Source organism: Nocardia sp. NPDC058705 (assembly GCF_042749305.1).
Lineage (GTDB): Bacteria > Actinomycetota > Actinomycetes > Mycobacteriales > Mycobacteriaceae > Nocardia.
This window is the reverse complement of the sequence record NZ_JBHYRN010000018.1, coordinates 1-20,687: the sequence shown is the minus strand read 5'-3', so window position 1 is coordinate 20,687 and position 20,687 is coordinate 1. Positions and strand designations below refer to the sequence as shown.

The 20,687-nt window shown below is 64.4% G+C and carries 19 protein-coding genes and 3 tRNA genes; 9 read left to right on the top strand and 13 right to left on the bottom strand.

Annotation, left to right across the window (positions count from 1 at the left end):
- Positions 1-107: 107 nt before the first annotated feature.
- A complete protein-coding gene (locus ACFW6D_RS20575; RefSeq protein ID WP_379330369.1) occupies positions 108-638 on the top strand; it encodes a GtrA family protein in 531 nt (176 codons plus the stop codon).
- A 106-nt stretch (positions 639-744) separates the two neighbouring features.
- A complete protein-coding gene (locus tag ACFW6D_RS20570) occupies positions 745-2,643 on the top strand; it encodes a glycosyltransferase (protein WP_379330367.1) in 1,899 nt (632 codons plus the stop codon).
- A 211-nt stretch (positions 2,644-2,854) separates the two neighbouring features.
- On the opposite strand, the gene rsgA is transcribed toward ACFW6D_RS20570, so the two are convergent.
- From rsgA to ACFW6D_RS20540, 6 genes are all read right to left on the bottom strand, one after another.
- Positions 2,855-3,886 (bottom strand): ribosome small subunit-dependent GTPase A, encoded by a 1,032-nt coding sequence (gene rsgA / locus ACFW6D_RS20565; protein WP_379330365.1) that lies wholly within the window; start codon positions 3,884-3,886, stop codon positions 2,855-2,857.
- 207 nt (positions 3,887-4,093) lie between these two features.
- Positions 4,094-4,228 (bottom strand): hypothetical protein, encoded by a 135-nt coding sequence (locus ACFW6D_RS20560; protein ID WP_379330363.1) that lies wholly within the window; start codon positions 4,226-4,228, stop codon positions 4,094-4,096.
- Positions 4,229-4,244: 16 nt separating this feature from the next.
- Positions 4,245-5,252: a glycosyltransferase gene (locus ACFW6D_RS20555; protein ID WP_379330361.1), complete on the bottom strand. Its 1,008-nt coding sequence runs from the start codon at positions 5,250-5,252 to the stop codon at positions 4,245-4,247.
- A 50-nt stretch (positions 5,253-5,302) separates the two neighbouring features.
- Positions 5,303-6,145, bottom strand: coding sequence for an ABC transporter ATP-binding protein (locus tag ACFW6D_RS20550; protein WP_379330359.1), 843 nt, complete (start codon positions 6,143-6,145; stop codon positions 5,303-5,305).
- 12 nt (positions 6,146-6,157) lie between these two features.
- Positions 6,158-6,985 (bottom strand): ABC transporter permease, encoded by an 828-nt coding sequence (locus tag ACFW6D_RS20545; RefSeq protein WP_379330528.1) that lies wholly within the window; start codon positions 6,983-6,985, stop codon positions 6,158-6,160.
- A 173-nt stretch (positions 6,986-7,158) separates the two neighbouring features.
- Positions 7,159-7,722 carry a bacterial proteasome activator family protein gene (locus ACFW6D_RS20540; protein ID WP_379330357.1) on the bottom strand — a complete coding sequence of 188 codons (564 nt, stop codon included), beginning with the start codon at positions 7,720-7,722 and terminating at the stop codon, positions 7,159-7,161.
- Between the two features lie 86 nt (positions 7,723-7,808).
- On the opposite strand from ACFW6D_RS20540, the gene ACFW6D_RS20535 reads away from it, so the two are divergent.
- The gene (locus ACFW6D_RS20535) at positions 7,809-9,011 is read left to right on the top strand and encodes a cysteine desulfurase-like protein (RefSeq protein WP_379330355.1); all 1,203 of its coding nucleotides are present in this window, start codon (positions 7,809-7,811) and stop codon (positions 9,009-9,011) included.
- Positions 9,012-9,134: 123 nt separating this feature from the next.
- On the opposite strand, the gene ACFW6D_RS20530 is transcribed toward ACFW6D_RS20535, so the two are convergent.
- Complete coding sequence (locus ACFW6D_RS20530) at positions 9,135-10,118, bottom strand: NAD(P)H-quinone oxidoreductase (protein WP_379330353.1); 984 nt, start codon at positions 10,116-10,118, stop codon at positions 9,135-9,137.
- A 192-nt stretch (positions 10,119-10,310) separates the two neighbouring features.
- Between ACFW6D_RS20530 and ACFW6D_RS20525 the strand changes: the two genes are divergently transcribed.
- Together ACFW6D_RS20525 and ACFW6D_RS20520 are read left to right on the top strand one after the other, a co-directional pair.
- Positions 10,311-10,395: transfer RNA gene (locus ACFW6D_RS20525), tRNA-Ser, on the top strand.
- Between the two features lie 47 nt (positions 10,396-10,442).
- Entirely contained in the window at positions 10,443-10,874 is a 432-nt protein-coding gene (locus ACFW6D_RS20520) for a hypothetical protein (RefSeq protein WP_379330351.1), read from the top strand.
- Positions 10,875-10,948: 74 nt separating this feature from the next.
- Here the strand turns inward: ACFW6D_RS20520 and ACFW6D_RS20515 are convergent, their stop codons facing one another.
- From ACFW6D_RS20515 to hisC, 3 genes are all read right to left on the bottom strand, one after another.
- Positions 10,949-11,758, bottom strand: a complete 810-nt coding sequence (locus ACFW6D_RS20515; protein WP_379330349.1) for a DUF2382 domain-containing protein — start codon at positions 11,756-11,758, stop codon at positions 10,949-10,951.
- A 158-nt stretch (positions 11,759-11,916) separates the two neighbouring features.
- A complete protein-coding gene (locus ACFW6D_RS20510; RefSeq protein WP_379330347.1) occupies positions 11,917-13,002 on the bottom strand; it encodes a nitric oxide synthase oxygenase in 1,086 nt (361 codons plus the stop codon).
- Between the two features lie 284 nt (positions 13,003-13,286).
- Positions 13,287-14,363 (bottom strand): histidinol-phosphate transaminase, encoded by a 1,077-nt coding sequence (gene hisC / locus ACFW6D_RS20505; protein ID WP_379330345.1) that lies wholly within the window; start codon positions 14,361-14,363, stop codon positions 13,287-13,289.
- Between the two features lie 149 nt (positions 14,364-14,512).
- Between hisC and ACFW6D_RS20500 the strand changes: the two genes are divergently transcribed.
- The 4 genes from ACFW6D_RS20500 to ACFW6D_RS20485 all read left to right on the top strand — a co-directional run bounded on the left by ACFW6D_RS20500 (position 14,513) and on the right by ACFW6D_RS20485 (position 16,201).
- Entirely contained in the window at positions 14,513-15,229 is a 717-nt protein-coding gene (locus ACFW6D_RS20500; protein ID WP_379330343.1) for a dienelactone hydrolase family protein, read from the top strand.
- A gap of 93 nt (positions 15,230-15,322) precedes the next feature.
- Positions 15,323-15,412, top strand: a tRNA-Ser gene (locus ACFW6D_RS20495).
- Between the two features lie 40 nt (positions 15,413-15,452).
- Positions 15,453-15,525, top strand: a tRNA-Arg gene (locus ACFW6D_RS20490).
- A gap of 346 nt (positions 15,526-15,871) precedes the next feature.
- Entirely contained in the window at positions 15,872-16,201 is a 330-nt protein-coding gene (locus ACFW6D_RS20485; RefSeq protein WP_379330341.1) for a hypothetical protein, read from the top strand.
- 598 nt (positions 16,202-16,799) lie between these two features.
- On the opposite strand, the gene ACFW6D_RS20480 is transcribed toward ACFW6D_RS20485, so the two are convergent.
- The 3 genes from ACFW6D_RS20480 to ACFW6D_RS20470 all read right to left on the bottom strand — a co-directional run bounded on the left by ACFW6D_RS20480 (position 16,800) and on the right by ACFW6D_RS20470 (position 20,413).
- Positions 16,800-17,834, bottom strand: a complete 1,035-nt coding sequence (locus tag ACFW6D_RS20480) for a hypothetical protein (RefSeq protein ID WP_379330339.1) — start codon at positions 17,832-17,834, stop codon at positions 16,800-16,802.
- 570 nt (positions 17,835-18,404) lie between these two features.
- Complete coding sequence (locus tag ACFW6D_RS20475; protein ID WP_379330337.1) at positions 18,405-19,058, bottom strand: RloB family protein; 654 nt, start codon at positions 19,056-19,058, stop codon at positions 18,405-18,407.
- Complete coding sequence (locus tag ACFW6D_RS20470; RefSeq protein ID WP_379330335.1) at positions 19,058-20,413, bottom strand: ATP/GTP-binding protein; 1,356 nt, start codon at positions 20,411-20,413, stop codon at positions 19,058-19,060. The genes ACFW6D_RS20475 and ACFW6D_RS20470 overlap by 1 nt, the downstream gene beginning before the upstream one ends.
- Positions 20,414-20,687 lie beyond the last annotated feature (274 nt).

Here is a 20,687-nt window from a genome sequence, read left to right as displayed (position 1 = left end):
GCAGCAAGTGGGACACGGGGAGGCTACACAGCGCGCGGCCGATCCGCTCATTCCGGTTCCGAGAGCTTATCGCGGGAGCGTTCAGGCGATCGGTGTACGGTCGGCCCGTGTCTCAGCCCGATCTGTCCGAGTCTCCCCGCGCGCCGTTGATGTCAAGGGTGGTGGCAGGGCTGCGGCAAGGGGCGGCGTTCCTCGTTGTCGGGGCGGTCGGGTTTCTCGTCGATGCCGGGACGTACAACCTGCTGGTGTTCTGGGGTGGCGGATTCGGGTTCTCCGAAGGTGTGCTCTATCACTTTCCGTTGCTCGCCAAGATCATCGCGATCGTGGTGGCGACGGTGGTCACCTACTTCGGCAACAAGTGGTGGACCTACTCCCATCGCAAGTCCGACAGCCCCGGCCGCGAATATCTGCTGTACGCGATCGTGAATGTCGTAGCGATCCTCCTGCAACTCGGCTGCCTCGGCTTTTCCCGCTATGTGCTGGATCTGTCGTCGCCGCTGGCGGACAACATTTCCGCCACCGTCGTGGGCCAGACCATGGCAGTGATATTCCGCTATTGGGCCTACAGCAAATTCGTTTTCACCGGCTCATCGGCAAGCGATGAGCAACACGCGCGGGGTGCGGCAACACCTCACTGACGACGCGAGGGTGGCGCGCGATTGATATCCTCGCCCCGCCCGCCGCGCCTTTCTATACGTGCCTGCCTGCGCCGGCGCAGTCGATACCGAGAATTTCGAGGACTTCATGGAGCAGTCGGCTACCAAAGCCGTGACCGAATCGAACGATCGGCGCGAGGCCGCGCCCGCATCATTGCGGGGCGAACACTCAGCGCCCGAACGGCTCGTGCTGGCCAGAGGCATTTTCACCGGGCCGTCGGCGCGGGTGAACGATGACCTCTACGCGGTCGTCAAGGGGGGTGCCGCGGTTCGCGAACGGCACTCGCTGCACCTGCCAAAGGGCGCCACCGCGCACACCAACACCTACTTCGGCCGGTTGGCCGCCAGCTACTGGCAGCGCTGGACCACCGTCACCGAGGTGACGGTGGGTGCGCATCTGGTGGTCGGCGGCAAGGCCAACGTGCGCCTGGTCGCCTCCGATATCGCCGGGCACCGCCGCATCATCGCCTCGCTGGTAGCGACCAGCAGCGGGCACGTCTCGCTCACGGCGCCGCTGGATCAGTACGTCGACGGTGGCGCGCTGTGGCTCGAGTTCGACGCTGTCGGGGGCGAACTCGACATCACCGAGCTGGCCTGGACCGCCAAGGCACCCGAGACGGTGCGCCCGGTCGCGATCGCGATCTGCACCTTCAACCGGGCCGAGGACTGCGCGCACACCGTGGCCGCGCTGGCCTCCGACGCGACCGTGCTGGCCGCGATCGACGCGGTGTACGTGGTGGATCAGGGCACCGACCTGGTCGAGGACCGGCCGCTGTTCCAGCAGGTGCGTCCCGACTTCGGCGACAAGCTGCGCTACATCCGTCAGCCCAACCTCGGCGGTGCGGGTGGTTTCACCCGTGGCCTCTACGAGGTGTCGGCGGCCAACGAGCACGCCGACGTCATCCTGATGGACGACGACATCCTCTGCGAGCCCGAAACCGTCCTGCGCCTCCAAGCTTTCGCCAACCTCACGGTCGAGCCGACGCTGGTCGGCGCGCAGATGCTGTTCCTGCTGAACCCCGACTTCCTCAATGTCGGCGCGGAGGAAGTGCATCTGGGCGAGCTCAAGCACGGCCAGAAGGTGCCAAAGGCGCTGCGCAACACCTCCATGCTCAAGAAGAACCAGGAGCGCCGGGTCGACGCCGGCTACAACGCCTGGTGGACCTGCCTGATCCCGGCCGAGGTCGTGAAGAAGATCGGCCTTCCGGTCCCGATCTTCTTCCAGTGGGACGACGTCGAATACGGCATCCGCGCGCGGGAGCACGGTTTCGTCACCGTCACCCTCCCCAACGCGGCCGTGTGGCACGCCGACTTCTACTGGAAGGACTACGACGACTGGGCCCGTTACTTCTCCACCCGTAACTCGCTCATCGTCGGCGCCCTGCACACCGACCTCGACGGCAAGGCCATCACCCGCGAGTTCTTCCGCTACATCGCCGAGCACCTCGTCGGCATGCAGTACGGCCTGGTCCACACCACACTGCAGGGCATCGAAGACTTCATGAAGGGCCCGAAGACGTTGCGCGACGGCGGCATCGACGCCCTCGCGGCCGCCCGCTCCACCCGCAACGACTACCCCGAAACCATCAAGCACCCCGCGGCCACCCCGCCGGTGAACTCCGCCGAGATCTCCGTGCGCCGGGCCAGCGGCGAACCCAGCCGCATCACCCTGGTCCTGATCAAGCGCGCGATCACCCAGTGGACCGGCCGCACCCAGCCCGGCCTCATCGGCGTCACCCGCGAGGACGCCCACTGGTGGCACGTCGGCCTCTTCGACCACGTGGTCGTCACCGACGCCTCCCAGTCCGGCGTCCGAGTCCGCCGCCGCGACAAGGCCCGCGCCCGCGCGCTTCTGGTGCGCACCTACCGCACCCTGCGCAAACTCCGCAAGGAACTCCCGGCCCTCCAGGCCGAATACCGCGCCGCGGTCCCGGAACTCACCAGCCGCGAAAACTGGGCCCGCCTCTACGGCATCGACCCCAGCTGACCATCCCACGCACAATCGCCGTCTTCTGATCAAGATCACCATGCACTCATGCAGGTGCCCTCTCGGGCGATGCTTGCATGATTACATGGTGATCAAGTGCCCAGGTCGCCGACGGGCGTGCAGATCGAGCGCGGGACTCGCGAGATGGCGGGTTGTCTGTGAGGGCGGCGCGTCGGCCGGTGAGGGCGTTGGGGTGGCGAATGTTCGCCGGTCAGTGGCGGCCCCGTTCCCGGTATTGCTTGCGGTGTTGCTTGGTGATGTCGCGCCAGGCCCGTTCGCGTTCGGCGGCCAGGCGTTTGTCGGTGCGGGCCGCCATCCATTCGTTCTCCCTGGCCAGCTTGCGGTAGCTGGTCAGCCTGCGTTCGGTGATGGTGCCGTCGGCGAGAGCAGCCTGGACCGCGCAGCCGGGTTCGGACTCGTGGGCGCAGTCGGCGAAACGGCAATCAGCGGCGAGGGATTCGATGTCGCTGAAGGTTTTACCGATGCCGTCGGCGGCGTCGTAGAGGCCGATGCCGCGCAGACCCGGGGTGTCGATGAGCGTGCCGCCCCCGGGCAGTGGGCGCAGCTCGCGGTGCACAGTGGTGTGGCGGCCTTTGCCGTCGACCGCGCGAACCGCGTTGGTGGCGAACACTTCCGCACCGAGCAGCGCATTGGCGAGCGTGGACTTGCCCGCCCCCGACGGCCCGATCAACGCGACGGTGCCGCTGAGCACAGCGGTGAGCACATCCAAGCCCACCGCAACGGCGGCACTGACCGCGACCACCGTCGCACCCGGCGCCACCGCACGCACTTCATCGAGCGGAAGATACTCCGCCGCATCGGCTTTGGTGAGCACGACCACCGGCTGCGCATTGCTCTCCCATGCCAGCGCGAGCATCCGTTCGATCCGCCCCAGGTCGACATCACCGTCGGCGGCAGAACAGATCAGCACAGTATCCACATTGGTAGCCAGCACCTGAGCCACCGAACGCCCCGACACCGACGACCGCATGATCGCCGACCGTCGCGGAAGCAATTGCCGCACAGCACCTTCGGCATCGAGCCCCACCCAGTCGCCGGTACACAGCCCGGTGATGTCACGAGGGCAGGAGGCTCTGGCCGGTCCGCGCGGTGTCACCACATCGCATTCACTGCGATCCATCCGCACGATGCGGGCAGGCACGAGATCGCCGACCAGCAGCAGATATTCAGAAGCTACGGCTTCGGTCCAGCCGTAAGGGACAAGCAGGTCGTAGTCGACCATTGTAAGAATTCCTTCGTCGGATGCCGAACCCGACGAACGGGTTCAGCGAGTAGAGGTGATGTCCGGAGCGGCCAGGGCAGGCGCGCAATCGCGCCGGCCGGGCACGGCAATCCACACGTGCGTACTCACGGACATCCACCTCCTCTCCAACGTTCGAAACCCGATTCTGCCGGACCACGACAGGACCCGGCAACCTATTTTCGCCGACTACGGCACGAAGACCTCGGTGGACTGGGGTGGGCGCCCAGTTGCCGAGGGGGAGAAGCCCTGCGAGATGCGCAAGGCGGTGCAGTGGGCGGCGGCCACGCTCGGGGAGTCGAGCGGTCCGTCGACGGCAGTCACACCCGAGCGTTGCGGACTAGTCGGGCTTGCCGAAGTGTTCGTTGCGGCCGAGTGAGCGCAGGCGGAACCATTCCTTGAGGCCTGCCGGGTCGCGGCGGGTCACCAGGAAGAACCAGGAGAACCGAATCCACTCCTGCGGCAACAGCTTGCGCATACCCGGCTGTGACATCAGGTAGCCGCGGTTACGGTAGGTGAAGTAGCGCTTCACCGGGTCGTCCGGGTACTGGGTGTGCATGCGCCCGCCCAGGATCGGCTTGAACTCCTCGGCACCGTTGGGGTGCAGGTAGGCGGTCCGCAGGCAGGTGCCGAACGGCAGCCCGGAGCGGACGAGGCGACGGTGAACCTCCACCTCGTCGCCACGCACGAACAGTCGCAGGTCGGGCACGCCGATCAGATCCACGGCCTTCGCCGAGATCAGCGCACCGTTGAACAGCGACGCGATACCGGGCAGGAAGTCCTCGTCGCCGAGCTCCGAGCGCAGCCGCCGCCACACCACGCCACGGCGCAGCGGGAACGCGAGACGATCGGGTTCGTCGATATCGCAGACCACCGGCGATACCTCGACGAGGTTGTGCCTGCGCGCGCAATCGATCAGTGTCGCAAGCACTTCGGGCCCGTCGGGGCGGCCGTCGTCATCGGCGAGCCACACCCAATCCGCGCCCTGGGTGAGGGCGTGCAGCATGCCGAGCGCGAAACCGCCTGCGCCACCGAGGTTATGGCGCGATCCCAGGTAGGTCGCCTCGATCGGCTGCTGGGCGACCAGCTCGGCCACCGCGTCCTCGTTGGCGTTGTCGACGACGATCAGATGATCGACCGGACGAGACTGCGAGGCAAGCACTTTCAGCGACTCGGCGAGCAGTTCACGCCGCTTGTGCGTGACGACCACCGCTATGATCCGCGCGTTCGGGCCGGTCTCGGTCGACAGGTCAGCGGGTTCGGCATCGGGGGGAAGTTCCGCGTCATCGGGCAGAACAGCCGCAGGCTCAACACGCGCAGGGGTCGAGGCCTCGAGCCGATCAGTCATGCTGAACCCACCCGGCACGGCAGCCGGGGCAGCCTCATCACGTGAACCGCTCATGCGTTGTTCTGCTCCAGCTTCTTCTCGCCCGTCGCGCCATCAGCGCCCTCGGTTTCCAGATCGCGCAGCACCTGTGCCACGTGATTACCCGCCTCGGGCCCTTCATACGCTCGCACAACGTCTTCGATTCCGCCTTGTTCGCGGATCTGACCGTGGTCGATCCACATCGCGGTGTCGCAGAGCTGGGCGAGGAATTCGTTGGAGTGGCTGGCGAACACCAGGATGCCCGAGCGCGCCACCAGCGACTGCAAGCGTGTGCGCGCCTTCTTCATGAACTCCGCGTCGACCGCGCCGATACCTTCGTCGAGCAGCAGGATCTCGGGGTCGATCGAGGTGACAACGCCCATCGCCAGCCGCACCCGCATACCGGTGGAGTAGGTGCGCAGCGGCATCGACAGGTATTCGCCGAGTTCGGTGAAGTCGGCGATCTCGTCGATCTTGGCCATCATCTGCTTGCGGGTCTGTCCGAGGAACAGGCCGCGGATGATGATGTTCTCGTAGCCGGAGATCTCCGGATCCATGCCGACGCCGAGGTCGAACACGGGAGCGACGCGGCCGCGGATGCGCGCACTGCCGCGTGAGGGTTCGTAGATGCCGGAGAGCAGGCGGAGCAGCGTCGATTTACCGGCGCCGTTGTGGCCGACCAGCCCCACCCGGTCGCCTTCCTTCAGCGACAAGTTGATGTCACGCAGCGCCTCGACCACCACCACATCGGAGCTGTTGCGCCCGATCGCGCCGCCCGCCTTGCCGAGGAACGCCTTCTTCAGCGACCGCGACTTGGCGTCGAAGATGGGGAACTCGACCCACGCATCCTGGGTTTCGATACTCACACGGCTCATCGAGAACTGCTCCTAAACCCAGTACGGGACGCGGGCACGGTACTGCTTGAGCGCCAGGATCGCCACGGCCCAACCGACCACGGTGATCGCGATGACGATCGCCCAGTGATGCCATTCCGAGGGCTCGCCGAGCAGGGGTGCGCGCACGATCTCGAGGTAGTGGAAGGTGGGGATGATCTCGATCAGCTTGGCCCGATCGCTCATCCCGCCGACCGCGTTCTCCAGCGCCTTCGTCGACCACATGACCGGGGTCAGCACGAACAGCATCAGCGTCATCGAGCCGAGGATCGGGGCGATGTCGCGGTAGCGGGTGGAGAAGATGCCGAAGACGATCGTCACCCACATGGCGTTGAGGAACAGCAGCGCGATCGCGGGTATCGCCAGCAGGATCGACAGGTCCAGATCACGCCAGAGCGAAAACGCCACCACCAGCACCGCGTAGATCGCCGCATTGTGGATGAAGAACAGGAACTGCCGCCAGACCAGGCGATACACGTGCACGCTCAAGGCCGACGGCAACTGCTTGATCAAGCCTTCATTGGCGATGAAGACATCGGAGCCCTCGAGGATCGCCCCGTTGATGACGTTCCAGACGATCAGGCCCACCGTCACGTACGGCAGGTACTCACTGATCGGCTGATTCAGCAGGGTCGAATACAGCAGCCCCATCGCCAGCGCTTGCAAACCGGTCGCGATGGTGATCCAGAACGGCCCGAGCACCGACCGGCGGTACCGCTGTTTGATGTCCTGCCAGCCCAGTGAGAGCCAGAGTTCGCGTTGGTGGAAACCCTCGCGCATGTCCTTGAACGCACGCCCGAACGTCTGCGAATCCGACACCATCGGCGTCTTCACCAGCAGCGGCGCATCGGAAGTGTGCTCATCGGCGGCGGCTTCGGCCAGCTCGGCGTCGGTGGGAATTTCGTCAGAATGCACGGGGCTCTCTTCGGTACGCACGTCACCCTCCTCGGAGACCGAATCGGGACGAGCGGCAGCGGCGGGCACGGTCCCCGACCTTACAGGTACTGCCCACCGCCCACATGGCCGCCGGTCTTCGTCTCGGCGGCATGCATCCCCGGCGGCAGCGCACCCTGACGCATCTGCTCGAGCTGCGCCCGCGCGGCCATCTGCTGGGCGAACAGCGCTGTCTGGATCCCGTGGAACAGGCCCTCCAACCAGCCGACGAGCTGTGCCTGGGCGATGCGCAGTTCCGCGTCCGAGGGCACCGAGTCGTCGGTGAAGGGCAGGGTGAGGCGTTCGAGTTCCTCGCGCAGTTCCGGCGCCAAGCCCTGTTCGAGCTCACGGACCGAGGACTTGTGGATCTCCTTGAGGCGCGAGCGGCTGGCGTCGTCAAGGGGAGCGGCGCGCACCTCTTCGAGCAGCTGCTTGATCATCGTGCCGATGCGCATCACCTTGGCGGGCTGCTCGACCATGTCCGACAGCGACTCGCCCGCGGACTTGTCGTCGTCGGGCACGACCTGTCCGGTCAGCGCCGCGTCGGAGTCGGCGGGCACGGTGACCGGACGGCCGTCGGGACCGATCACGACGATGGATTCGGGGACATCCTCCGAGTGCGTCATGTCCCCATCATTGCGTGTGTGTTGGGTTCGCGCTAAAACCCCCACGCGGTTACACCGGGACGGCCGCTGCCCTTAAAGTGGCCACCATGACTTATGACGTCGCGAGGGTTCGGGGCCTGATACCGTCCCTGGGCGACGGCTGGATCCATCTGGACCCGCAGGCGGGGATGCTGGTTCCCGATTCGGTATCGCGTGCCGTCTCAACAGGTTTCCGTACTTCCTCGTTTTCCCACATCGGCCGCCACGGTGCGGCATCGCGCAGCGGCGCGATCCTCGACGCCGCCAGGGAAGCGGTCGCCGATCTGGTCGGCGGAGATCCGGCCGGCGTCGTCCTCGGGCCCGATCGTGCGGTCCTGCTGGCCTGGCTGGCCGAATCTTTGAGCTCGCGCCTCGGCCTCGGCACCGGCATCGTGCTCTCCCGTTTGGACGACGAGGCCAACGTCGCCCCGTGGCTGCGCATCGCCAACCGCTACGGCGCGCACGTGCGCTGGGCCGAGGTGGAGATCGAGACGTGCGAGATGCCGTCGTGGCAGTTCGAGGAGCTGATCGGGCCTACCGCGCGTCTGGTCGCGCTCACCGCGGCGTCCCCGATCGTCGGCTCGGCGCCGGGCGTGCGGGTGGCAGCCGATCGGGTGCACGACGTGGGCGGACTGCTGGTGGCCGACGCGTTCGGTGCGGCGCCGTACGCGCTGATCGACATCGACGAACTCAACGCCGACGTGGTCGCCCTGAGCGCACCGTCGTGGGGTGGGCCACAGGTGGGCGCGCTCGTTTTCCGCGACCCCGCGTTCCTCGACCGCATCCCCTCGATGTCGTTGAACCCCTACGCCAAGGGCGCTGAACGCCTCGAAGTCGGCGGCCATCAGTACGCCCTGCTGGCCGGTCTCACCGAGTCGATCGAATTCCTCGCAGGCCTCGACGAACGCGCCACCGGCACCCGCCGCGAACGCCTCGAGATGTCGATCACCTCGCTGCAGGACTACCACGATCAGCTCTTCGACCACCTGATGCAGGTGCTGGAGAAAGTCGAGAACCTCACCGTGATCGGCCGCGCCTCCACCCGCATCCCGACGGTCAGTTTCACGATGGCCGGGATGCAGGCGGAGAAGGTGGCGGCGAAGCTGGCCGATGCCAGGATCGGCACGGTCAGCGGGGTGCACGGCGGTAGTCGACTGCTGGACGCGCTCGGTGTGAACGACGAGGGCGGGGCCGTGACGATCGGGTTGGCGCCGTATACGACGCGGTATGAGATCGACCAGCTCGGGCGGGCGCTCAGCGCGTTGGAGTAGTCCGCGCCAGTCGCTTCGCGGAAGCGGTCGAATTTCGTTCGACGGCGGCGTGAACGCTCGGTCCGGCCTTTGCGGTGCGGGCGAATTCCCTCGCGATGAGGTGGCCCGCACAGGTCGGGTGTTCTACTCCCGGACCCGCAGGATCACCTTGCCGAAGGTCTGCGATTCGTCGAGCAGCTCGTGCGCTCGGGCCGCCTCGGTGATCGGCAACTCGGCGGAGATCACCGGCACGATCTCGCCCGCGACCACCTGCGGCCACAGCTGTGCGCGGACCGCCGCGATGATCTCGGCCTTGCTCCCAGGTCCCAGCCGTGGCCGACTGCGAACGTTCGTCGCCTGAACGGTGCCCCACTTACGCAGCAGCGCAGCGATATTCAGCGTCCCACTGACGCCACCCTGCATCCCGATCACCACCAGTCGCCCATAAGGTGCGAGCGCCTCCACATTCCGTTCCAGATACTTCGCGCCCATATTGTCGAGAATCACGTCGGCCCCACCCTGGTCCGCGAGCACCGCGACGAAGTCCTCGGTCCGGTAGTTGATCAAGATCTCGGCCCCCAGCTCCGCGCACTTGGCGAGCTTCTCGGCCGACCCCGCCGTGACCGCCACCCGCGCCCCGAGCCCGCGCGCCACCTGGATCGCGTGCGTTCCGATCCCGCCGCCACCACCGTGAATCAGCACCAGCTGCCCCGACCGCAGACCCGCCGTCATCACCAGGTTCGACCACACCGTCGCCGCCACCTCCGGCAACCCCGCCGCGGCCACCGCGTCCATCCCGTCCGGAATCGGCAACAACTGCGTCGCGGGCACCGCCACGAACTGCGCGTACCCACCCCCGGCCAGCAGCGCGCACACCCGATCCCCGACCTGCCAGTCCGTCACCCCCGCCCCCAACTTCACGATCGTCCCCGAACATTCCAACCCGAGAATCGAACTGGCATCGGCAGGCGGCGGATAGAACCCCATCCGCTGCATCACATCAGCCCGATTGACCCCCGCCGCAATAACTTCCACGAGTACCTCACCGGGCCCCGGCTCCGGATCGACCGCCACGGTCCACTCCATGACCTCCGGCCCACCGAACCCGTTCAACGCAATCGCATCCATAGGTGTAATCCTCCACCCGCGAACCGTCCCGCCACCAGAACAGAGCGGCCAAGTCGCCACCGATCTCGCCCAGGAATTCGCGCCGGGCCCACGCGCACGCCGTCCCGACGACCGGCGCACCGCCCCCGACGCGTGGCCTGCCCGGAATCCAGGCGAGCCGGGACAACCCCATCGGTTACCATCTCCTCCTAGGGAGACGTGGCAGAGCGGCCGAATGCACTCGCCTTGAAAGCGAGCATGGGTAAAACCATCGGGGGTTCAAATCCCTCCGTCTCCGCAAAAGGCCGGGCTCGGGGTCCGGCAGTCAGCTCGAGGGGAAATCTCATGACCGGTGTCGTACCCGGGCCCGCCGTTCCGGCGCAGCAGCAGTTCCGCACGTTGCCGGGGGAGACCGGCATCGTCGTGCACACGTGGAAGCTGCCGATCGCCTTCGGTATCGGTACGAAGATCACGGTGAACGGCTATCCGATCCCCAACACCAAGTGGGGTGCCAACTTCGTGCCGGGGCCACCCGGTGTGCACACGGTGGCGGTCGACGCGACGCAGTGGGGAATGGCCTACGGCGGCAACTTCGCTCGGGTCGAGGTGTTCCCGGGACGCACCACCGAGGTGCACTACACCGCGCCCGCGCAGATCTACATGAAGGGTGCGGTGTCCGCCGAGCGGCAGAGCGCTCCCGGGCTGGTGTACACCTACCTCGCGCTGGCGTTCGTCGTCCTCATGCTTGCGGCGTTCGTGGCTTTGATGGTCGTCTGATCGGCGCGGACCTCCAGCCGCCCACCGGTTGGTGGGCGGCTGGAGCCGACTGATCTGACGCTGCTCCGTTGGGGTTACGGCGCCTTCGGGCGTCGGTCGTCGACTCCCTCGGTTTCGATGCGTTCCTTGCGGACGGTGTCGGAGACGGTCTTCTCGTCGGCGACCTCGTCGACCGCCAGGCGCACCCGCTCCACCGGGACGGCTTCCTTCTGGACGTGTACCTGGTCGGCGTGCAGGGTGACCTCGCGTTCGTCCTCGCCGATGGTGGTGCGGCCGGTGCGGTCGCCGGTGATCGGCTCGCGTTCGATGTGCACCTCTTCGTGCGTGACCGGCACCTTGATGGTCTGTTCCTCGGTGACCACGTACTTGCGCAGCCGGGCGGTGCCGACCTCGGTGTTCTCGGTGTCGACGCGCAGCTGCTCTTCCGAGCGCACCATCGAGTCGTCGGTGCGGCCGGGTTGCGCGTGCTTGCCCTGTGCTGGATTGCCCTGGGCGGGGTTGCCGTGGGTCATCGGGGTGTCGCCACCGGGGCGAATCTGCTGGCGGCCGTAGGTGTTCCAGCCCGCGGCGCGCGGGTCGACGTGGTAGTGCTTGAACAGTTCCTGTTCGGACTGGGCGCTGATCCGGCCGCCGTTGTCGAGGTGCGGCGCGGACTTCACCTGTTCCTTGTCGACGTGCAGGCGCAGCGTGTCATCGTCGGCTCGGTGGTCGGCGCCGGCCAGCGGGACCAGCGAGTCGCCGCTGAACAGTCCGGTCGAGACGGCGGCCCAGGTCGGCGAACCGGTGTTGTTGTCGATGTAGATCTGCTTGACCTTGCCGATCTTGTCGCCGTGCTCGTCGAAAGCGGTGGCGCCGATCAGCGATTCCAGAGTTGCCTTGCTCATGATGATTCCCTCCTACCTGGTGCGGAATCCGATCGCGGACATGTGGCGTCCACGTGTCGGCTCCACTGGTTATTGGGTGATCAGTCGGTTCGTAGCTCTCGTTCGGCTACATGACAGCAAATACCCGGTCGATCCGAGGCCAAACAGCCTGTCGTGGATCAGTCTCGCCGGACGAAATTCGGTCGAATGTCCAGGTCGGGGGCATCGTAGTAGCGGTGAAAGGTGGGTGTCAGGCCCGAGGAGATGGGCGGATTGACCCAGCTCCAGTCGGTCGGGCAGGCGCGCCCGGCAGCCTCCTCGCGCTGCACGTGATCACAGAACTGCTTGGCGACGGTGTGGTGGTCGACCATGTGCACGCCGGAAGACCGAAAACTGTGCAGCACAGCATGATTGAGCTCGATCAGCGCCTTGTCCCGCCACAGCGTCCGTACCGATGACGTGTCAAGTCCCATCATGTCGGCGATCAGCGGCAGCATGTTGTAGCGGTCGGTGTCGCTGAGATTGCGCGCGCCGATCTCGGTGCCGACGTACCAGCCGTTGAATGGAGCGAAGGGGTAGCTAACCCCGCCCACGTCCAGATCCATGTTCGAAACAGCGGGCAGCGCATGCCATTTCAGGCCGAGTCCGGCGAACCATGGGTAGTCGGGGTGAAGCAGGTCGACCTCGCGGACCAGTTCGCGCGGCACGTCGAAATACCGCACGTCCTCGGTCGGCGTGCTGATCAGCACCGGCAACACGTCGAACGGGGTCCGCGCCCCGCGCCAGCCCAGCGCGAGCGCCTGCTCGGTGGCCGCGATATTGGCCGGATCGCCGGTGACGGTGCCGTCGCCGTTGCGGTAGCCGGCGTAGCGAATCAGCTGCGAGCTCTCGATCCGGTACTCCGCACCGCCGGGTTCACGCGCCGGGCCGACCGTGATCATCGACTGGATCGCGCCGCCATTGGTGGCCAGGCGCAGATGCTGCCAGCACACCTCGGCAAGTTCCCGCGCGGAAGTAACTCGGCGGGCATCGAGCAGCTTCAGTGAACGCCAATGTTTGCGGCCGACACAGCGAGCATGGTTGCGCCACGCCAGTTTCGCGCCGATCAAGATCTCTTCGGCGGTCTGGCGATAGGTGCCGGTATCGCGCAATTCGGCGAGTGCTCCGAGGCGACGCTGGGTGGGCAGGTGCCCGAGTTCGGGGTAGCGGAAGAACTCGTCGCAGTCGCGTAACCGGCGATTCAGATCGGCCTCGGTGTCTACCAAAGCGACTGTAGGGGTTGGCTTTTCGCAGACGGCGGGGCGAGATCCTTCGTTCACGGTACATCTCCGCTCGGGCAGCAGGGTGCGGGGCCGTGCGGGCGTGCCCTTCGATGCGGGAAGGTTGCCCGCCGAGAGCACACTCACTCGACCGGTGGCGCGCGCCGACCGGGCAATCGGTCGACGTGAATCAGCTTCGAGTCAGCCTACGACCGGTGTGCTGGCAGTGTGCTCGAATTCGCGGTAATCCCACCGCGACCCACGTCAAGGGTGGCTGACGGCATGCCGAGCTAACGGAAGCGGGCCGCCGTTTCAGGCGCCGTGGCGAAGGCGAGGAACTGCTCGTTCTCGTGCGGATCGCCGACCGTCACCCGCACGCCGTCGCCGGCGAACGGCCGAACCAGCACGCCCGCAGCGGCACTCGCCTCGGCGAAGGCGACACTGCGCTCGCCCAGCGGCAACCACACGAAGTTGGCCTCGCTCGACGGCACTTCGTAGCCTGCGGCCAGCAGTGCATCGCGCAGCCGATTCCGTTGCGCCACCAGCACATCGGTGCGATCCAGGAGTTCGCCGCGCGCCTGCAGCGAGGCGATGGCGGCGGCCTGTGCGACCCGGTTCACGCTGAACGGGATGTGCACCTTCAGCAGCGCGGTGATCACCTCGGGATCGCCCACCGCGTAACCGACGCGCAGCCCGGCGAGACCGTACGCCTTCGAGAAGGTGCGCAGCACAACCACATTCGATCGGGTGCGGCCGATCTCGACGCCGTCGGGGCGGGTCTCGGGGGTCAGTCGCAGGTACTCGTAGTACGCCTCGTCGAGCACCACGAGAACATGCGCGGGCACCCGATCCAGGAACCGCTCCAGCTCGACGCGACCGTATGCGGTGCCGGTGGGGTTGTTCGGATTGCAGACGAAGATCAGCTTCGTGCGCTCGGTGACCGCATCGGCCATCGCGTCCAGATCGTGCAGGTAGCCCTCGGCCAGCGGCACAGTCACCGCGGTCGCGTTGCCGACCTGGGTGACGATCGGGTACGCCTCGAACGAGCGCCACGCGAACACCACCTCGTCGGTGGGTGCGTCGCAGGTGATCTGCACGAGTTCCTGGCACAGCGCCACACTGCCGCAGCCGACCGCCACATTCGCGACAGTCACCCCGAGGAACTCGGCCAGCGCTGTGCGCAGCTCGGTGACCTGGTTGTCCGGGTAGCGGTTGGCCTGCTCGGCCGACTCCGCGATCGCCTTGGCCGCGCTCGGCAACGGGCCGAAGGTCGTCTCGTTGGACGCGAGCTTCACCGCACCCGGGTGATTGCGGCCGGGAACGTAGGCCGGGATGGTGGCGAGGTCGGGGCGGATATGCGCGGTCACGCCCCCACCCTACGACGATCGGCCGTCCTGGCCTTCGGTGTGTGCGGGCGGCCGCAAGCGTGACCATGTAGGCCGCCGACCACGCCGGTAGGACACGGCGCGGGCGGCTAGACCTACCCAAGTTCAGTTCTGCCGCCTACGCTGGGTTTATGCCGGGCACTTACGATGATGTAGCCCCCTTACGTTCGGCCGATGCCGAGACGGTCACACTCGTTCGACGCACCGCCGTGCCCATCACGGTGGTCGAGCCCGAACGGGTTGCCCGCGGTGGCATCGTCGTTCTGCACGAATCCCGTGACTTCCCACCCCAGCTGCTGGAGCTGATGCGAGCGTTGTCGCTGGAGGGCTGGATCGTCATCGCGCCGCACCTGTTCGACCGCATCACCGACCCGCAGGTGCACGAGGTGTTCGGCGAGGAACTCTTCGACGATTTCGACGCCGGTTTCGACTGGCTCACCGGCCGCGGCGTCTTCCCCGACACCATCGGCGTCCTCGGCTTCGACAGTGCGGGTACCGCCGCCTTCCTCGTCGCCGCCACCCGTCCGATCGGCGCCGCGGTGAGCGTGTCCGCCCCCGGCATCACCGAACCGCTGCCCGACCAGCACGCGGCCCTGGTCGACGTCGCCGCCGATCTCCAAGCCCCCTGGCTCGGCCTCTTCGGCGCCGACGACCCCGCCACCCCACCCGAGGCGATCGAGCGCCTGCGCGAGGCCACGGCCAAAGCGAATGTGGCCAGTCTCACCATCACCTATCCCGGCCTGAGCCACCGCGCCGACCGCCCCGATCCCGACGACGAAGCGGCAGCTGCCATTCGCATCGAATCCCAGACCCGCATCTACGACTGGTTCGACAGCAATTTACGCTGATTGACCAGGCGTTTTGGACTACTACCCACGCTCGTGTAATCTTCATTCCCGGCGGTTCGACAAGGACCGGTGCCCTCGAAAGAGAAGGCTCCAGGAGGCGTGCCAGAGCGGCCGAATGGGACTCACTGCTAATGAGTTGTCCCTTCACGGGGACCGGAGGTTCAAATCCTCTCGCCTCCGCCACACCCAGCTTGCTGGGTAACAACTGAAGATGCACCACCATGCGCCCGTAGCTCAACGGATAGAGCACTTGACTACGGATCAAGAGGTTAGGGGTTCGAATCCCTTCGGGCGCACAAAAAAACCGCCCCTCACCAGGTATTTCCGGTGAGGGGCGGTTTTTCTTTTCGGGGGAATCTCGCCAGATCCACTACTTTCCCACTACAAACGATCCGCTACTTTCCCTGCGTGAACTTGTCGAGGGCCTTCCTCGCGTCCGGTCCGACAGTCCGCCGTTCGAGGTTTGGACACCGTCGATGCATTGGTTCTCGGTGACTCGTCGGTCATCGTCGGTCAGCGCAGCGGGAAGTCGTGGCGCACACAGACGACCGGCTTTCACAGCTCGACCTGCCCGAGGCAGACCTGTACCGAAGTTTCCTCTCGTCGGGATGTGGCTACACCGGTCGGCACCGGAAAATCCTCTTGGAACTCCAAGTTGCCGAACGGGCGCAACGCAACCAGCCTGGCGGATATTGGATTGCCGAGGCAGACCCTCGTGCGGCCAGACACGCACTGCACGCCCGGTTCCCACGCGGTGAGCTCTCGTGGATCGTTGTGGACACCGACGGCGTCGTCGACCTCATGCCAATGCTCGGCTTGAACTGGTCCGAGGTTGCTCAGATGTCCACGCCACAGCTCCGCGCACTTCTCGACCGTATCCACACCTGGGAAGCCGAGACAGACCCGGACGGCCAGGCCTTGCCACGCGCGAAGCGTCACGACGACAAGACCGTTGCAGTCCTGCACTTCTGAGCGCGGAGCACACCAGTCGCTTCACGGAGTAGTTGCTGAATTTCGCTATATAGAGTCAAGGCGCCTGCGGCGGCGGCGCGCAACCCAGGCTGGTAAGGCGCCGCCTGGGCGCGTCGGCACGTCGGCGACGAGCACGCGCTATCGGCAGACGCCGGAGACTCCCGACAACTCAAGACGGCATCGACCCGAGCTGTCGACGTGGCTCGGGGAGCACCCAGCCGAAATCACCGAACGGATCACCGAACCCCGAATCAGCTGGCAATCTGCGACGTCGACGGCAACCAGCGCACCGACTCCCATACGGTGCTGCCGCACGAGCTTCGCTCGTTTGCCTCGTAAGACCAACCTGCCAGACTCGCGTACGGGGTCACCGAGCCGCCATCGGTCAGCCGAAGAGGCCGGGCCTATTCCGCGGTCACCTCAACCCATCACCGAGTGCGACTCAATTGCTGAACGGAATCCGCCGGCTTTCGGGTGGTACCGCGACCGTTGGCCGCATGGCCATGTTCCGTCTTGGCCTACATCGTGATGCCACCCGCCTCACACCTCAACGCGTCAGCGAGCCCGCCCCGGTGTGCACACCCAACCCAGAGCAGGGCTAAGACGCGAGCGACTGAATCAGTGGCGCCGCCAACTGCATCAACTGTTGCCCACCCGCGCTGTTTGCGAGAGCGCCAATTCCGACAACAGCGCTCAACAAGGTCTGGAGCTTGCCTCGATTTGCGACTGGATCGGAGCCCGCTTCACGCAGCTCATCGGGCAGGTTACCTACACGTCCTGCCGCTTCCGGGCTCTGCGCCGCGTACTCATCGAGGGCGGTCGCGACCGCATCGATCTGCTGCCGCTGGCCTTCGACAGTCAGGGTCTGTGTGAAGTCTGTACTTTGGATCGCCATCTGGCTGGGCCCGTTGTTCGTGATGTTGAATGTGTTGGTCACGCCAGTTGTGGCAGCAAACCGTTCAGGCCCCGGCTGGACCGATACCCCTCGTGCCGCGAAGTCCGAACCGCGCGCGGTGATCAAGGGGCGGAGCATGACCCCTTGCATGGTCGCTGTAGCCCGCATGTAGCCACTTTCAATCAAGTAGCGACAGTCTCGGCTGAGCTCCTCATCTGTGATTGGAGCAGCCTGCCAGCTGACCGACTCTTGAATTCTCTCGGCATCGACGTGTGTGGGCTCCCTGAGCGCCGCATCCTCCTGATATAGCCAGGCCAGTATCGCGTCGCGGATACTCCACATCCGGCTGATCTCGGTCGTCACGTCTTCTCCATTCATTGTCGGAGCCGCAGGAGGGGCAGGGCTCGTGACAGCAACCGATGGTGACGAATCGACACCTGGCCGTACCGATATTCGGTTGCTGGCCTTCTGAACACCGCTAGCGGTCATCGTCGGCATGATTAGCATGCCGTTGGCTTGTGTCATATGAGAACGGACAAATCCCGCACGAACCAGATACTCACTTGCCGCGATGATCTCAAGCTCGTTGATCGGATCCCAGCCCCAGTCTGACACGCGGCTGACCGCAGCGGCGCTGATCGAGTACAGTTCCTGGCCAGCGATCTCCGCGTGGTAGAGCAGGCCTAAGACTCCGTCCCGGATTGCCCAAGCCCGGTCCTCTGCATCCGCCATCGGCATCCGCGTTGTCCTTCCGATCGAGGGGCTCTTAGTCTGGTCCACGCCGACAAAGGTGGACAACTTCCTGCAGGCAGCAGAAAAGCAGCAAGAGCGCCGATACAGCCTAGAACTGAACCGCAGGGGAAGGTATTCATTACCAGCTCCACGACACTGAGCGACCTCACCTGAGACACCGGAGCAACGTTCGGGACGAAGAAGCTGGGTCTCTGCCGCCCGCATGGGTCGCCCTTCCTGAGTGGACGGCAGGGTGCCAATCCGCCGGCTACTTCTCCTCGGCGTCGTCGACCACGGTCGGAGCGGCTAGATGCCGTGCCAGATCGCCGCGTGATCGCCGGTCGGTGCTGTTTCCAGCGCCGGTTCGTACTGCGGCACTGGCCGAGCTACTACGTGACGTACGGTGCCTGTCGTGCCTGGCTAGACGTTGCCGAACAGCAAACGGTTCCATCGAGTTTCGTGGCGAGCGGAGGCTTGACCGAGGCCGGATCGCATCTGCTGATAGGTCGGTCGATAGTCAAGCGTAAGGCTTGCAGATACGAGCGCGATGTGGCGCGAATATAGGAACTTTCACTTTTACGGAGTCAGCGGGAGGCGTCGGCCCTTTCGGATAATTTCGGTCAGTTCCCATATATTGCTGCTTGGGTTGCAGGGCCGGGGTGTCCCATCACCATAGTGCTTCTTATCAAGTGCGACTGCCCTGGTGGTGGCGAGTTCATGTGCGTTGTGAAGGATCGGCATATGCTTCTGATTGAACTGAGATTTTGTGCAGCCGAGATGGTCATATGCCAGCCGCTGCGCTTCATGTCGGTCCAGGTACTTAGTTTGGTCATAGAAATGGAGAAGGAACCAAACCTCTAGGCACGGATTTGATAGCGCGACGTAGATGCCGTTGTCTTTTGCCATCTGGAGCGCTTCGGCAAGGTTCTCATGTTCATCCACATCGATGACACACCAGTACTCGTCGTATGGGCGTCCCTCTCGGTGAGCCTTTCTAAAGTCAGACTTCTTTCTAAGGCATGCCGCCCTGACCACAGACATAGGTGCAGACCCCGCGTGGTCTGCGATTATTACAGCTACTTTGTCGCGATATCTTCTATGCCAATCGTTCAGGTATGTACATTCCGTGCTTATGCCCTCAGCAAAGACGAGTATTTGATATTTTCGGTCCTCGTCCTTCGACTTGCTTGAGCGAGACTTCGGGCCAGAATTTCTGGTTTGTCGACCCATCAGCCAGTCGCCGCCTCGGAGGCAAGGTTTCGGAATTCAGCACTACTTACGATCGGCGTAGCGCCGTATCTTCCCTCAGTATAGCGTCGCGCAATTGCCTCAGATTTCCTCGGAGCGAAGTCGGTCAGGGGGTAGATTCTCGTCGAACCGTCGTTGGATTTCTCGGCAAACCAAGCTTGGTCTCGCCCGAGGATTCGATCTTCCGCAGAGTTGCCAAGTAGCTTAGCTTCGTGAGAGTTGAAGATAATCTGTGCGCCGTTTGGATTTGAGACAGGGCTCTGGAATATGCTTACCAATTGAGCGACCAGCGATGGGTGCAGGCTTGATTCCAGCTCGTCGACCAGTAGGACGGTACCATCGTGAAGTGCATTTAGTACCGGTCCGACGATTCCGAACCAAACTAGTGTCCCAAGCGATTCCTCTCCGCTGTCCAGTGCGACTGTATTACCATCGGCATGATGGCTCATCTCGAAGTGCACCATGGAGTCTAGTTTGATCTCAAATACTTCCGATTCATCGTCTTCATCTCGAAATACCTGCACCATTTTTTGGATGCGCTCAAGCATTTCGGGAGGTGGCTTGAGCGTTGTTATATCTGTGATTCCTAGATCGGCGATTCGAATTAGTTCGAGAACTTTTTCACGCAGCACCGGATCGTCAAGCATTTGCGCCGTGTAGTTCCATCGAGCTTCTCGGCTGGAGGCTGCACAGAAATCAAGATTGTTGTCGAACCATTCATTCAGTGGGGCCAATTCGGGAACTTCAAGGGCGCCTGCCACCGAGAGAAATAGCGTGTCGATTCGTGTTAGTTTTTTGAATTGATTGGCTTGCGCGTCCATGCTTTCGGTGAAATGGAATTCTCGCCCTTTCCGGGAGAATATCGTTACTGCGCGGCCGTTTGGGTAGTTGACTGCGTGCTCGGACAGAACCTCGTAGTCATCAACTTCAAACCCGTATTCGTGCCGAATTCCATCAATAATTACCTCGATTTCAAACTTGGATGGTGTTTCTGCCCAGTTGGGATCCAGCTTGAATGAGTGTCGATGAACTCGGCGTGTTCGCTTACGCCGCGGGCTGCCCGATCCAAATGAGGTTTGCACGAGCCGTCGCATATCGTCCATTGCGCGTAGTAGGTTGGTCTTCCCCGACGCGTTTGCGCCAAAGATGCCAGCGGCAGGCAATAGGCGAACACGTGTTCGACCCCCCAGTCGCCATGGGACCTCTCGTGGCACCTCCGGTTCGGCGAGCGCGGTAGCCTCCATCGAGAACTCCATCGAGTCACGGAACGACCGCACATTCGTGGCTCGGAAGGCGACCAACATGCTCATGGCCTTCGTTTCCTTGTCGTCGGTCATGACCGCATTGTCGCAGGAATCTTGCGATTTTTCAATCAATCGGGGTCAAGTTGAGGCTGCTAAATGATGATTTTGCGTGAAGTGTGCAGATCGTCACCCGTGTAGGAGTTGTTTGCGGCGTGGTGTCGGGAACTGGGGGCCGTCGGGGCCGTCAGCGAGCCTCTGACAGCTGCCCGCGCCTAGTGGGATGATTCCAAAGTTGTTGGACAGTAAACGATCTGATTGAATCGGTACGTGCGAGCTACCCCTCTGGTGTTGCGTGACGGTGACCGAG

Excerpts from the sequence above, each read along its gene's own strand:
- ACFW6D_RS20570 (WP_379330367.1), top strand. The coding sequence starts at position 745 with ATGGAGCAGTCGGCTACCAAAGCCGTGACCGAATCGAACGATCGGCGC.
- rsgA (WP_379330365.1), bottom strand. The coding sequence starts at position 3,886 with ATGGTCGACTACGACCTGCTTGTCCCTTACGGCTGGACCGAAGCCGTA.
- ACFW6D_RS20555 (WP_379330361.1), bottom strand. The coding sequence starts at position 5,252 with ATGACTGATCGGCTCGAGGCCTCGACCCCTGCGCGTGTTGAGCCTGCG.
- ACFW6D_RS20550 (WP_379330359.1), bottom strand. The coding sequence starts at position 6,145 with ATGAGCCGTGTGAGTATCGAAACCCAGGATGCGTGGGTCGAGTTCCCC.
- ACFW6D_RS20545 (WP_379330528.1), bottom strand. The coding sequence starts at position 6,985 with ATGGTGTCGGATTCGCAGACGTTCGGGCGTGCGTTCAAGGACATGCGC.
- ACFW6D_RS20540 (WP_379330357.1), bottom strand. The coding sequence starts at position 7,722 with ATGACGCACTCGGAGGATGTCCCCGAATCCATCGTCGTGATCGGTCCC.
- ACFW6D_RS20535 (WP_379330355.1), top strand. The coding sequence starts at position 7,809 with ATGACTTATGACGTCGCGAGGGTTCGGGGCCTGATACCGTCCCTGGGC.
- ACFW6D_RS20530 (WP_379330353.1), bottom strand. The coding sequence starts at position 10,118 with ATGGATGCGATTGCGTTGAACGGGTTCGGTGGGCCGGAGGTCATGGAG.
- ACFW6D_RS20520 (WP_379330351.1), top strand. The coding sequence starts at position 10,443 with ATGACCGGTGTCGTACCCGGGCCCGCCGTTCCGGCGCAGCAGCAGTTC.
- ACFW6D_RS20515 (WP_379330349.1), bottom strand. The coding sequence starts at position 11,758 with ATGAGCAAGGCAACTCTGGAATCGCTGATCGGCGCCACCGCTTTCGAC.
- ACFW6D_RS20500 (WP_379330343.1), top strand. The coding sequence starts at position 14,513 with ATGCCGGGCACTTACGATGATGTAGCCCCCTTACGTTCGGCCGATGCC.
- ACFW6D_RS20480 (WP_379330339.1), bottom strand. The coding sequence starts at position 17,834 with ATGCCGATGGCGGATGCAGAGGACCGGGCTTGGGCAATCCGGGACGGA.
- ACFW6D_RS20475 (WP_379330337.1), bottom strand. The coding sequence starts at position 19,058 with ATGGGTCGACAAACCAGAAATTCTGGCCCGAAGTCTCGCTCAAGCAAG.
- ACFW6D_RS20470 (WP_379330335.1), bottom strand. The coding sequence starts at position 20,413 with ATGACCGACGACAAGGAAACGAAGGCCATGAGCATGTTGGTCGCCTTC.